The 12,457-nt window shown below is 65.7% G+C and carries 11 protein-coding genes; 5 read left to right on the plus strand and 6 right to left on the minus strand.

Annotation, left to right across the window (positions count from 1 at the left end; genetic code table 11):
• The first annotated feature begins 302 nt into the window (after positions 1–302).
• The gene (locus ACVMDN_RS22490) at positions 303–2,801 is read left to right on the plus strand and encodes a hypothetical protein (protein WP_456834974.1); all 2,499 of its coding nucleotides are present in this window, start codon (positions 303–305) and stop codon (positions 2,799–2,801) included.
• 463 nt (positions 2,802–3,264) lie between these two features.
• Here ACVMDN_RS22490 and ACVMDN_RS22495 read toward each other — a convergent pair whose 3' ends face one another.
• The 3 genes from ACVMDN_RS22495 to ACVMDN_RS22505 form a co-directional block, all read right to left on the minus strand.
• Positions 3,265–5,289 (minus strand): pyrroloquinoline quinone-dependent dehydrogenase, encoded by a 2,025-nt coding sequence (locus ACVMDN_RS22495; protein WP_456834973.1) that lies wholly within the window; start codon positions 5,287–5,289, stop codon positions 3,265–3,267.
• 71 nt (positions 5,290–5,360) lie between these two features.
• Complete coding sequence (locus tag ACVMDN_RS22500; RefSeq protein WP_456834972.1) at positions 5,361–6,809, minus strand: caspase family protein; 1,449 nt, start codon at positions 6,807–6,809, stop codon at positions 5,361–5,363.
• A 118-nt stretch (positions 6,810–6,927) separates the two neighbouring features.
• Positions 6,928–7,155 (minus strand): hypothetical protein, encoded by a 228-nt coding sequence (locus ACVMDN_RS22505; protein WP_016848541.1) that lies wholly within the window; start codon positions 7,153–7,155, stop codon positions 6,928–6,930.
• A 159-nt stretch (positions 7,156–7,314) separates the two neighbouring features.
• Between ACVMDN_RS22505 and ACVMDN_RS22510 the strand changes: the two genes are divergently transcribed.
• Entirely contained in the window at positions 7,315–7,767 is a 453-nt protein-coding gene (locus ACVMDN_RS22510; protein WP_253623710.1) for a hypothetical protein, read from the plus strand.
• 172 nt (positions 7,768–7,939) lie between these two features.
• Positions 7,940–9,124, plus strand: a complete 1,185-nt coding sequence (locus ACVMDN_RS22515) for a GNAT family N-acetyltransferase (protein ID WP_253623709.1) — start codon at positions 7,940–7,942, stop codon at positions 9,122–9,124.
• Positions 9,125–9,402: 278 nt separating this feature from the next.
• Here the strand turns inward: ACVMDN_RS22515 and ACVMDN_RS22520 are convergent, their stop codons facing one another.
• From ACVMDN_RS22520 to ACVMDN_RS22530, 3 genes are all read right to left on the minus strand, one after another.
• Positions 9,403–10,041 (minus strand): NIPSNAP family protein, encoded by a 639-nt coding sequence (locus ACVMDN_RS22520; protein WP_168854961.1) that lies wholly within the window; start codon positions 10,039–10,041, stop codon positions 9,403–9,405.
• Between the two features lie 86 nt (positions 10,042–10,127).
• Positions 10,128–10,793, minus strand: coding sequence for a DsbA family oxidoreductase (locus tag ACVMDN_RS22525; protein ID WP_168854962.1), 666 nt, complete (start codon positions 10,791–10,793; stop codon positions 10,128–10,130).
• A 62-nt stretch (positions 10,794–10,855) separates the two neighbouring features.
• Positions 10,856–11,680: a helix-turn-helix domain-containing protein gene (locus ACVMDN_RS22530; protein WP_038385984.1), complete on the minus strand. Its 825-nt coding sequence runs from the start codon at positions 11,678–11,680 to the stop codon at positions 10,856–10,858.
• Positions 11,681–11,774: 94 nt separating this feature from the next.
• Here ACVMDN_RS22530 and ACVMDN_RS22535 point away from each other — a divergent pair, with 94 nt between their 5' ends.
• The gene (locus ACVMDN_RS22535) at positions 11,775–11,999 is read left to right on the plus strand and encodes a hypothetical protein (protein ID WP_057018353.1); all 225 of its coding nucleotides are present in this window, start codon (positions 11,775–11,777) and stop codon (positions 11,997–11,999) included.
• A 32-nt stretch (positions 12,000–12,031) separates the two neighbouring features.
• Positions 12,032–12,430 carry a hypothetical protein gene (locus ACVMDN_RS22540; RefSeq protein ID WP_253623708.1) on the plus strand — a complete coding sequence of 133 codons (399 nt, stop codon included), beginning with the start codon at positions 12,032–12,034 and terminating at the stop codon, positions 12,428–12,430.
• Positions 12,431–12,457: the final 27 nt, after the last annotated feature.

Raw genomic sequence — 12,457 nt, forward strand, 5'->3', positions numbered from 1 at the left:
TTACACGGACCGGCCGCGACACCATCTGGTATCATGCCCTGCCGCAGGACATCGCCGCTGGTGGCAGATATGCGCCACCCACGATGAACATGCTGCCGCTCGGCGCCCGCGCTTGAACTCCTAAGCCGTCCCTGCCGGCCAAGCTGGAGACCCAGCTTGCGTACCTTCAAGATTCCGCTCTACACTCTTTGAGTGTATCGACACGCTAAAGTATTCACAAGTTGTGTCTCGCAATTAACGGGACATTAACCTGCGGCTCAAGCGCGTACCATGGCCTTGTCGGACAGGAATGGATCAGCCCCATGTGGAAAGACCCCATCAAGAGCACGCCTTCGATCATCCAGACCGATTTCGGGCCCTTCGGGCAGAGCCTGCCCGGGGACGGTGAAGCCTATTGCGGCCCGACGTCGATGGTCATGGGCCTTTACTGGCTGTCGGCAAACGGCTTCACGCAGGTTGCTCCTGTGGTCTACAACGGCGAGGACGACCCCGTGGCGATCAACCTGGAAAGAGTGGTCGCGGGCTTGATGCGGACGTCGAGCGAGAGCGGCAGCTTCGTGGACGGCATGACGAGCGGGATGGCCGACTATCTGTCGGCCTGCGGAATCGGGCCTGATCTCTATAATTTGGCGAGCACTTCTAATCCGGACCTCGCGTGGCTCGCCGATCAGTTGGCCCCGAACGTGTCCGAGAGTCCGCAGACGATCGTCTTGGCCAATTTCGCGGTTGGCTGGTATTCCGTTTCCCAGACGACGAAGGAATACATGGAAAATGACGGCGGCCATGTCCTCGCGCCGCTCACGGTGAACCTGACGGGCGACACGATCACCATCAACAACGCTTTCCCCGCCTCGTTCGAGAACGTACCCAACCTCCCGTCTAGCAATCCGCAGACCGTCCAGATCGCGCAGATGCCCAGCGGATGGACGCTGGAAAATCTGCCGCTACCCTCCGAAGACTACAGCCAGGTCGTCACCGACGCGCTCACCGGGTGGGGCGTCTACGCCGTGCTCTGGCAGGGGCAAGCTTGGGCGATCTCGCAGTCGGCGCTGCCCTCGACATCCGGATATGAACCCAGCACCTGGACGATCAACCAGCCTAAGGTCATCAACACGAACGGTGGCACGCTGACCGTCGTCGCGCCGATCTCCGGGCTGGGCGGCCTGCACAAATACGGCGAAGGCACGCTCCTGCTCACCAACACGAACCAGCTGATAGGACACAACACCGTAGGCGCGGGGACGCTGGCAAGTACCCGGACATCGGGCACACCATTTGGCAGCTTCAGAGTGACGGTGACGAACGGCGGAATACTCGAGCTTCGTTCGGACGGCGCGACGGTCGATGTGCAGATCGCCTCGGGATCTCTGGCGACGTTCGTCATCGGCTCTACGGGAGGCGCCTTGCAACTTTCCGGAAGCGGCAACTATCGCGTCGTAATCGGGGGCAATGACGACGGTACCCTGACGAACATTGTCCGCAACTCCGGCGGAACGCTTGTTATCGTGCCGGGCGGCGGCATGGCCCAGCTTGGGCTGACGCAACAGGTGTTCGTGGCAGGAACGGGAGCAAACCTGCCCATCATTATGAACGGGATCGTCGCTCCCTACATTCTCGGAGAGGACGACGACGCGGCCAGCTCGGGCAAGTTCCTGACCTATTCGCCCTCCGGGGGCTTCGCGAGCGCGGCGACGGTGTCGTCGACGGATGTCAGCATCAACGACGTTCCGGCCGATGCCGTCTACGAGGTCGTCGACAGTCAGGCGGTCGAGAGCGGCGGTGTGCCGCAGGTGGCGGCGCTCGAAGTGAACGGCGGGGCGATTACGGGCGGCGATGCGAGCATTCTGGTCGGAAGCCAGGCGAGCGGCGACGCCGCGGGCCTCATCATGAACGGCGGCAGCATCGCTACTGCGAGCCTTTCGTTCGGCGCGGCAGAAGGCCTGATCTACACCAATGCTACCGGCGGTAGTTCGCAGATCGCAGCCGCCATCGAGGGATCGGCGGGCCTGACGATCTTCGGTCCCGGCACGCTGACCCTGAGTGCAGACAGCAGCGGCACGCTTTCCGGTCTGATCAGGGTCAATGGGGGTACGCTGATTGCCGGCGGTACCGGTGGATCAGCAACGGGTGCCGGCGAGGTGCTGGTATCCTACGCGGCGACGCTGGAGGTCGCCGGCACGGTGACCGGCACGGTTGTTGTCGGCGAGTCGGGCACACTGTTCATGAACGGTGGGACGGTCTCGGGCCCGGTCACCATTGCAGCGACCGGCACCGATTCGCCTGCTCCCGGCGGCATGCTACAAGGGAGCGGAACAATCAGCGGGACCACCTCGATCAGCGGCATCATCCAGTCAGGCCCGCAGGCTGGCCTAATCACGTTCACCGGCGAGACCACTATGACCGGCGACGCGAGCTTCTATTGGCGGCTGCAGAAGCTCGTGGACGATGCTGATCCCGGAGCCGGACCTGGGATCTACTGGAACGCGCTGCAGTTCAACTCGCCGGATACGAACCTCGGCACCAAGAATGCACCTCTCTGGCTCTTCCTCGACTTCAGCGCCCTCGACGGGGACCCGGACGGCGGCAACGCGTTCTGGAAGAAGCCCCATACCTGGACGCTCTTTACCTACGCAGCCGATGCCGGCTACTTTTGGCCGGCGGGCGAGAACTTCTCGTACCAGTCCGGGAGCTTCAACACGGTCTTCGACAACTGGGTCGTGTCCCTGCAGTGGAAACCGGCCGCCTCGCCGCAGAGCCTCCCCGAGCGATGGCGCGCGAACGCTCGTGCGAGAAGCCTGTAACCGACCCGCGGCAACCCTACCGAATGTCCGAGATGGGTCAAATGTGGCGATCGAGGATCGTTGATGAGAAGTCCGGACTGCACCCAACACCGGACCAATCGGAGGCGGCGAAGTTGGTCCGCAAGGTGACATCCCCGCGGTCTGCGCGGCGTGTCCGCATTTCGTCTCGGAAGCGATGTCCCGGATTTACGGGTCCACGCCCCAGGTTCAATTGCATCCGCGAACAACCTGCGCTCCCTCTCCGGTTGCGGGAGGAGATGCAGCGAATGCCGCCAGGCCGATTCAACCTGAATTCATCGCGCTTTAGCGGAGCGAGGCGACGCTTGCATTATTTCGGAATAGTAGAAAAGTAACCCTGAGTTGCCCGACGTGTCAAGTTGCTTTTCGAACGCCGGCAGCTGCCGGCACCTTTGCATGGGGTTGTTTTCGATATTTTGGCGGCGCGCACTGCGGCAGGGAGCACCTAAGCGGATCGCGAGCGGCGGCTCCGCCGCCGGCGCCAGAACAGCGCAACGAGGGCGACGAGCACGAGACCGGCGGCCACAGCCTTGGCGGTGAACCGCCCGCCGGGCCGATCGATCAGGCGGGTCCACAACGATGCCCCCTCGCCCTGACGCGGCAGGCGAAACGCCACCACGCTATCGCCGATCGAGGTGCCGGCTTCGGAATGGCCGCCGGCGCCGATCACGACATACTGCTCGCCCTTCCAGAGATAGGTCATCGGATTGGCGACGCCCGGCACCGGAAGCCGGCCGAGCCACAACTGCTTTCCCGACCTGGCATCGAACGCGCGCAGATAGGCATCCATCGCGCCGGTGAACACCAGGCCGCCCGCGGTGATCGCGACGCCGTTGACCAGCGGCGTGCCGGTATTGAGCGCGATGCCGAGCGGCGCGAGATCCTCGCTGGTGCCGACCGACGAATGCCAGAGGATCTTGCCGGCCTTGAGATCGACCGCCACCGTCTCGCCCCATGGCGGCTTGTTGCAGGGCGACCCGACCGCCGACTTCGCCAGCGCCCGCGACATCGCGAACGGCGCCCCTTCCTGCTGGCCGAATTCATGACCCGGCGGCGGATTGAAGCCCTTGGCCTGGTCGCGCGGAATCAGTGTGACGATGTGCGCCGCATGACTGACATTGGCGTAGAGGAGCTGATTGACCGGATCGAACGCCGCGCCGCCCCAGTTCACCCCGCCGCCTGTCATCGGATAGATCACGGTGCCTTGCGTCGACGGCGGCGTGTAAAGGCCCTCATTACGGGATTGCGCGAGCAGCGTCTCGCAAGCCGAGCTCCTGGTGCCCGGCAGCAGGCCGGCGACATCGTCGGCCGCCATCCGTTGCGTCAGCAGCGGCGGCACATGGGTCGGGAACGGCTGCGTCGGCGACAGCCTCTCGCCCTCGGCACCGTTCTGCGGCACCGCGCGCTCCTCGACCGGCCACACCGGCTTGCCGGTGTCGCGATCGAGGACGAACACAAAGCCCTGCTTGGTCGGCTGGATCACGACGTCGCGCTGACCATCGCCGGTATCGATCCGCGCCAGCGTCGGCTGCGCCGGCAGGTCGTAGTCCCAGACGTCGTGATGCACGGTCTGGAATGCCCATGCGAGTTCGCCGGTCTCGATCCGCAGCGCGACCACGGAATTGGCGTGCTCGTCATTGCCGGGGCGCTTGCCGCCCCAGAAGTCCGGACTGGGCGATGTCGTCGGCAGGAACACCAGGCCGCGCTCCTCGTCCACCGACATCGGCGCCCAGACATTGCTGTGGCCGGCCTCGACGCCATTGTGCACGAGCGGATCGAAGCTCCAGCGCGGCTGTCCGGTTCGCGCATCGAAGGCGCGCACCGCGCCGAGCGGCGCGTCGACCCGCCGGTTGTCGCCGATCGCGGACCCCACCACGACCACGCCGCGTCCCGTCACCGGCGCCGACGTGATCTGAAACTCGCCCGGCCATTCCAGCTTCATGCCAACGTCGATCTTGATCTCGCCACCGTTGCCGAAATCGGCGCAAGGCTTGCCGGTTCTGGCGTCGAGCGCGATCAGGCGCCTGTCGTTGGTGCCGGTGAAGATGCGTGACTTGCAGGCGGCGCCTTCCGCCGCGCGATCATCCGTCCAGTACGCGACGCCGCGGCAGACAAAGCGATTGGCCGGCCGTTGCGCCATGCTGATCTTCGGATCGAAACGCCATTTCTGCGCACCGGTGCCGGGATCGAGCGCGATCACTTCGTTGAACGGCGTGCAGAGGATCAGGCTGTCCTCGACGAACAGCGGCGTCACCTCGAACTTGGTGCGCTTCATGACCTCGGGCGGGCGAGTATCGAGATCGCCGGTGCGGAATTCCCAGCCGCGCAGCAGCTTGCCGACATTGTCCGATGTGATCTGCGTCAGCGGCGAGAAGCGTTGTCCGCCGCGGTCGCCGCCCCAATACTCCCAGGCGCGCGCCGGCTGACCACACAGCAGCAGCGCGGCAAGCAGGCAAAACAGCGACCGCATCGCGTCCTCCCCCAGGATGCGATCACCGGGCGCCGCATCTCATGCGGGAAAGCATTTACGCGATCGTCGCGTCAGTATCCACCCCGGCGATAGCCGCCGCCGTAGTTGCCGCGATAACCACCACCGCCGCCGCCGATGCCGATCCCGATTCCGATTCCGATCGGCGGTCCGGCAGGCTCGTAGACCACGGTTGGAGGCGGACGGCGCACCACCACGACGTCGTCCTCAACGACGACGCGCGGCGGGCGCTTGCCCGCGCGCCGCGGCGGATCGGGATCGGCACGCTTTTTCACCGGCACGTTGGCCCTCTGCTGCAGCGGCTGTTGCGGCGGCGCCGCGTTGCAGGGACAGGTCGGTGCCGCCAGCGCGACGCTGGTCGCGGGCACGCTGAGCGCGACGGCGGGCGCCGGATCGGGACGGTAGCGCAGCCGTTCGATCATCTTGCGCGCGGTCGCTGTCAGGTCGGTGTCAGGATATTGCGCGAGGAAGCCGCGATAGGCCGCCGCCGTGTTGATGAGGATCGCGTTATTCCACGCTAGCATGCGGCGATGCCGGTCGAGCCAGTCGCGCGCCTGCAGGCCGCGCGGCGTGCCAGCGAAGATCGCGGCGAAGGCCTCATAGGATTCGTCGGAGCCATCGACCACCATCAGTTCGTTCGCGGCCTCGATCGGCTTGCCCTGCAACTCGCGCTTCCATTCGTCGACGGTGCGTTTGGCCGCGGCCGGCGGCGACGTCGCTGCGGGCGATGCCGCCGCACCCGCCATGAAACGGAAGTCGTCGGTGAGCGAGGACGAGTCCCACGGCGTCTGGCGGCCGTCAGTTGCCCTGTTCACCGCCAGGCGAACGCGCTTGAAGGTGTCCTCGATCGGGATGCCCGGCTCCTTGGCCGAGGCCAGCAACGCGGTGGTGTAGGGGCTGTTGGCACCGCTGCCGTCCTCGGCTTCCGCTCCCGGCGAGGTCGAGAACGACACGAACGTGCCGGGCGCGCCGACCCTGGCATCGACGATGGCGAGCCCGCGCCCCGCGGTCTTGCTGAGTTCCGGGAATGGATTGTTGCGGCAGGCATCGAGCAGCACGATGCGCATCCGACTCGGAACTGAGGTGAGCGTATTCAGGACGTCGTTGAGCCGAACCGCCTGGATCGGGATATCAGCCTCGCGCTTCGGATCGACATCGACCGGCACCAGATAGTTCTCGCCGTCGATCTGCAGGCCATGCCCGGCATAAAACACCAGCGCCACGGTATCGGCGCCTTTCGCCGCCACCTGGCCCGCGAAATCGCTGAGCCGTGCGCGCATCTCGTCCTGCGACAGGTCCGATGCGGCCGTCACCGCAAACCCGGCATCGGTCAGCATCTGCGACACTGCCCTGGCGTCGTTGGCCGGATTCGGCAGCGCGGGCACCGACTTGTAGGCCGACTGCCCAATCACCAGCGCCAGCCGGTTTTCCGCCGACGCCGGCACGGCGCCGAGCAGGATCGCTGCCGGAACGATGAGGCTGAGGAACGAACGGCGAAGCATGGCGGCCTCCGGCAATGATATCGAAGATGGGTCGGAGGCCGTCAGGCCAAGGTTCATGCCGTGCGGCAATGTACTGCCGACCGACGACGGTCGAATGGCTGCCGAGTCGTGAGCCCGGCTATTTCGGCTTCTTGGCCGGATCCGCTGCCGGCTTGGTGACACCCCAGGGATCGTATTTCTCCTTGGGCTCGGGGATCCGATCGAGCGCGGCCTTGTAGGCCTTCTCGTCGACCTTGGGCTTCTGCTCCGTCTTCGTATCGCCTCCACCGCCCCCTCGCCGGCCCTGGGCCAGGGTGGGTGTCGCGAGCAGCGCCAGGATGACGGCAGCAACCGTGAAGCGTTTCATGTCAGTCTGTCTCCCCCGCCGCCGCAGCAACATCCGGTAATACCTCTACCCCAACGATAACTTGTCGCTCGACATTTGTTGATCGACAAAGCGCCGCCTCACGCGAATTCAGCGCCACCAGGGGGCGCAATCCTGACGGCGGCACATTAAATGCGCTGAATGGGACAGGGACAAGTACATCTGGCGGCGCTGCTGGCCGGCGTCGCCTTAATATTGAGTGGCTGCGGGCTGGCGGACAGCCACGCGGTGTGGCCGGAGGCCTTGAAGGTCAAGGCCGCCGAGCCGGCGCCGCTCGAGATGCCTCCGGACGTCAAACGGCTGGTCGCGGGCAAGCTGGATTCGGTGTTCACGGCCGGTTCACAGCCGACCCATGTGCGGGTCTCCGCCCCGCTGCACGACCCGCGCGGCACCGGCTGGACGGCATGCGTACGCGCCGAGCTGACATCGGTAATCGGCAAGCCGCTGGGGACGCAGACCTATCGCGTCTTCATCAATGAAGGCTCGATCTTCGATCGCCGGCAGGTCGGGGCCGACGACAATTGCGTGACGGAGACTTACGAGCCCGTCGAGAGCACCGTTGCGGTGGAAGCGCAACGGACCACCAAACCCTAGCGCTTGAACCGGCGAGCCGGCCAAGCCGCTGCGCACCGGGTATGCTGAACGGTCCGTTAACACGACCGTTCAAATTGCGCGGTGGCCTCAACGGCATTTTCCATTTCTTTCCGCTAGCGTTGCCCTGACGAACGCAAGGCCAATCAGCTTCGCGGAGTGGGGAAACAGGGACGTGGCCGATATTGCTGACCGGGCAATGATCCACCGTGCATCGCGCAAGGATGCCACGGACGATCGCACCTTGCCGCCGCTGTCGGCCGCGCCGCTCAATGCATGGCGCGCGCTTGCCGCGCGCGCGGTCGAGGCCAATGGCTACTATCAGGCGGACTGGGAATTGGCGGTCGATGCCTCCGCGCGCGGCCGCACCGGCGCGGCGCTGCTCAGTGCCGCCGGCGATGCCGGGCAACTGATCGGGCTGTTGCCGGTCGTTCCGATGCGGCGGATCTACCGGATTCCCCTGCCCGCTTTGGTCGGCGCCGAACCTTATGGCACGCTGTGCACGCCGCTGCTCGACCGCGACGCCGCCGAGGAAGCGGTGGGCAAGATGCTGCGGCAGGCGCGCAATGCGGGCGCGCATGCGCTGATCCTGCGCACCATGTCGCTCGAGGGCCCGGCCATGGCGGCGATCCGCGCGGTGCTGGCCCGAGACGGGTTGCAGCCGCGCATAGTGAGCGCCTATCAGCGCGCCCAGCTGGATGCGACGCGCGATGCCGACGAATTGTTGCGCGACGCGCTCGGGCCCAAGAAGCTGAAGGAGCTGCGCCGCCAGCATCATCGCCTGTCCGACCACGGCGCGGTGCGCTTGGATGTCGCTCGCACGCCGCGCGAGGTTGCGACGGCGCTCGAGACTTTCCTTGTCCTCGAAGCCGGTGGCTGGAAGGGAAAGCGCGGCACGGCGCTGAGCCAGCATGCCGGCGATGCGGCCTTCATCCGCCGCGCGACGTCGACGATGGCCGAAGCCGGCCGCTGCGAGATCATCACGCTGCATGCGGGCGACACGCCGGTCGCGGGCGGCATCGTGGTGCGTCACCAGGACCGCGCCTTCTTCTTCAAGATCGGCGTCGACGAGCGCTTTGCGAAACATTCGCCCGGCACGCAGTTGACGCTGGAGCTGACGCGCCATCTCTGCGCCGATCCCGCGATCAATTCGGCCGATTCCACCGCGGCACCGGGCCACCCCATGATCGACCCGATCTGGCGCGGCCGCTTCGCGATCGGCGACGTCTTGCTGCCGCTGCGGCGCCGCGATCCGCTGGTGCCGGCCATTCACGCCGCGCTAACCCTGAACAAACTCGCCTACGAAGCGGCGCGCGGCGCCGTCCGCTTCATCCGCAGCCGGCGCGGCAAGCCCGGATAATGCGGTTTACCCTTTCGTAGGCATGCAGACACATCGGGAAACAAGTGACTGCTGCCGTCAGGTTGGTGTCAGCTGGCCCGACTAGCGTTGCGGCGCGCTGGTTCTCAGACGGCGCGCGCCCTTGCTTCGAAAGCCTCATCTGATGGAAACATCGGATGGGGCTTTTTGCCGGCGCTCGCGACATCCTGACGGCAAACGAAAAGGCCGCCTCAACCGGCGGCCTCTCTGTCTCGCGCTCCGCGCATCATTGGGAAACGCGGCGCGACCAGCGCCTCCCCTTACTGCAACGGCGAGTGCGGTGCCGGCAGCATGATGGTCGAGTGCATCTCCTCGAGCACCTGCGTGCCCTTGCTCAAAAATTCCAGCCAGGCCGGATCCTTCATCGCGTTGCCGCGTGCGGCGGCGCGGGCGTTGAGATCGGGATAGGCCCAGATGTGGCAGACTTCGTTGGGCTGCCCGGCCTCGGTGGTCCAGAGGCCGACGATCTTGGAGTATTTCTCGCGCTCCGGCATCACGCCGGTGATCAGATCGAGCCATTGCTTGGCGCCGCCGACCGGCTTGGCACGATAGTTGCGGAATTCGTAGATGTTGCCTGATGTCGCCGGCGCCACCGGCGGGATGATTGCATTGAGCAGCCGCACCTCCTGCCGCACCAGCAGCGGACGGATCACCGGAATATACTCGCCGGTCCAGCGCGGGTTCTTGGCGAGCTCGGCGCGCAGCCGCGTCCGCTCGTTGAGATCGGCGTAGCTCCACATGTGCATGACCTGATTGAGCGGACCGATCTCCGTGATCCAGTAGCCTTCCAGCTTGCCGAAATTGTCGGCGCGGATATCGCGCGAGATCGTGCTCGCCGCCTTCACCATCTCGCCGACGGCGCCTGGACGGACCGTATAGGTGCGCAGCTCATAGATCATGGTGGTCTCCCCTGATTGTTTCCGATGGATGATGTGGGCAAACGAAAAAGCCCGGCATGAGCCGGGCTTTCGATAGGGATTGCGGACTACTCCGCAGCCTCTGTGTTGATCTCGGCCGAGACCTGGCGGATGGCGCGGGCGAGCTGCTCGGCCGGCTGGGCGCCGGACACCGCGTATTTCTGCGCGAACACGAAGGTCGGCACGCCGGAAATACCCTTCTCGGCGGCCTCCTGGGCCTGCGCCGAGACCAGGGCGACATCCTCGTCGGTGGCAAGACGCTTGCGCACGTCGTCGACATCGAGCCCGACATCGCTTGCCGCCTGCACCAGCACGTTGCTGTCGGTGAGATCGCCGCCGTCGCGGAAATACAGCTCCATCAGCCGCTGCTTCATCTCGGCCGCCTTGCCCCTGGCCTCGGCCCAGTGGATCAGGCGATGGCAGTCGATCGTGTTGGGCTGCCGCTTGACGAGCTCGGGATGGTAGGTGAGCCCCTCCTCATTGGCGGCGGCGACCACGCGGCCGGCAATGCCCTTGTAGGCCTCGACCGAGCCGAACTTGGCGGTGAGATATTCCTCGCGGCTGATGCCTTCGCGCGGCACCCAGTTGTTGAGGAAGAACGGCCGCCAATGCACCTCGACCGGTACATCGGGCACCAGCTTGAGCGCATCCTCGATGCGATGCTTGCCGATATAGCACCAGGGGCAAACGACGTCGGAGACGATGTCGAGGCGAAGTGGCTTCAGATCGCTCATGGCGGGGTTCCCGGCAGAAATGGAACCCCAAAGGTAGGCCGAAAGCGCTCCGAGACAAGCCGCTATTTCATACTGGCTGCCATCTGCCGCATCCGCTCGGCGGTCAGCTCATCGGCCGGGAAGAAGGTCTCCAGCGCCAGTTCCTGCAGCGTGATGTCGACCGGCGTGCCGAACACCATGGTGGTCGAGATGAAGCTCAGGATCTCGCCATTGAGGCGGAGCTTGAAGGGGAGCGCGACGTTGTTGTCGGTGGTGATCGGGGCCGACCGCGCCGGGATCGGATAGGACTTGAGGTCCTGATAGAGCTTGAGCAGCTCCGGATCGGCCGTTGCCTCGCATTGCCGATGCAGCCGCTCCAGAAGATGCGCGGCCCATTCCGCGAGGTTCACGGTGCGCGGGGCGAGGCCCTCGGGATGGAAGGCAAGCCGCAGGATGTTGAAGGGCTGGCCGAGCAGCCGCTGCGGCACGCCCTCGAGCAGCGGCGCCACCATGCGATTGGCGGAGACCAGATTCCAGTGCCGGTCATAGGCCAGCGCCGGATTGGGCTCGTGCGCCTTCAGCACCAGGTTGATGGCCTCGCGCGCCGATTTCAGCGCCGGATCATCCAGCGAGCGTTGCGGGAATGCGGGCGCGAAACCCGCGGCGACCAGCAGCACGTTGCGTTCGCGTAGGGGCACGTCGAGGCGCTCCGCCAGTTTGAGGACCATGTCGCGCGAGGGCGCCGAGCGGCCGGTCTCGACGAAGCTCAAATGCCGCGCCGAGATCTCAGCATCGACGGCAAGGTCGAGCTGGCTGAGATGACGGCGCTGCCGCCACTCGCGCAGGTGCTCGCCGATCGGGACGGGTTTTGCGGGCTCGGCCCGCGCCATGGATGCATGTGCGTTCATGGTGCAAAACCTACCATGCGGAATTCGCCCGTTCCATTACGCCTGAGGTAATCGAATTGGCGCGCCGGCCGGCTCATCTTCCACGGCACAGGAGATGACCATGCTGATGCTGTCCCTTGTCCGCGCCCTCGCCGTCCTGCTGCCGTGGCTGGTCCATCTGGCCACCTGGCTGCTGGCGCGCTCGCTCAACATGCCGCAGCCGCTCGTGCACGCGACCGGCGTGTTCGTGTTCGCGCAGGTCTATGCGGCCGAGATGAGGGTCGGCAAGGCGCTGTGTCCGCTCCGGCTGTGGCGTCAGCTGCAGTCGCTGTTCCGCTGACCACCCCCATCCCAACCAGAGGAGACACTGCCATGATCCATTCGTCCCAGCTGCTGCGCCGCGCCTTGCTCGCCGACGCCGTCTTCAGCGGCGTATCCGCCATAGCCATGGTGCTCGACGCCGGCGCGCTGGCATCACTGCTCGGTCTGCCGGAAGCGCTGCTGCGCGAGACCGGGCTGTTCCTGATCGCTTATACCGCGCTGGTCGGCTGGCTCGGCACGCGCACTTCGGTGCCGAAGCCGCTGGTGATGCTGGTGGTCGTCGGCAACGCGGCCTGGACGCTCGCCAGCATCGCGCTGCTGCTGTCGGGCGCGGTGTCGCCGAACCTCTTCGGGACCCTCGTGATCCTCGCCCAGGCGATCGCCACCGGCGTGTTCGCCGAGCTGCAATATGTCGGGCTGCGCCGCAGCGGCGAGGCGGTCGCGGCGTAATTCGAATGCCGGATGTGACGAGCGGCC

Source organism: Bradyrhizobium sp. USDA 4510 (assembly GCF_054059095.1).

Excerpts from the sequence above, each read along its gene's own strand:
- ACVMDN_RS22510 (WP_253623710.1), top strand. The coding sequence starts at position 7,315 with ATGGGACAGGGACAAGTACATCTGGCGGCGCTGCTGGCCGGCGTCGCC.
- ACVMDN_RS22495 (WP_456834973.1), bottom strand. The coding sequence starts at position 5,289 with ATGCGGTCGCTGTTTTGCCTGCTTGCCGCGCTGCTGCTGTGTGGTCAG.
- ACVMDN_RS22500 (WP_456834972.1), bottom strand. The coding sequence starts at position 6,809 with ATGCTTCGCCGTTCGTTCCTCAGCCTCATCGTTCCGGCAGCGATCCTG.
- ACVMDN_RS22520 (WP_168854961.1), bottom strand. The coding sequence starts at position 10,041 with ATGATCTATGAGCTGCGCACCTATACGGTCCGTCCAGGCGCCGTCGGC.
- ACVMDN_RS22505 (WP_016848541.1), bottom strand. The coding sequence starts at position 7,155 with ATGAAACGCTTCACGGTTGCTGCCGTCATCCTGGCGCTGCTCGCGACA.
- ACVMDN_RS22530 (WP_038385984.1), bottom strand. The coding sequence starts at position 11,680 with ATGAACGCACATGCATCCATGGCGCGGGCCGAGCCCGCAAAACCCGTC.
- ACVMDN_RS22535 (WP_057018353.1), top strand. The coding sequence starts at position 11,775 with ATGACCATGCTGATGCTGTCCCTTGTCCGCGCCCTCGCCGTCCTGCTG.
- ACVMDN_RS22540 (WP_253623708.1), top strand. The coding sequence starts at position 12,032 with ATGATCCATTCGTCCCAGCTGCTGCGCCGCGCCTTGCTCGCCGACGCC.
- ACVMDN_RS22525 (WP_168854962.1), bottom strand. The coding sequence starts at position 10,793 with ATGAGCGATCTGAAGCCACTTCGCCTCGACATCGTCTCCGACGTCGTT.
- ACVMDN_RS22490 (WP_456834974.1), top strand. The coding sequence starts at position 303 with ATGTGGAAAGACCCCATCAAGAGCACGCCTTCGATCATCCAGACCGAT.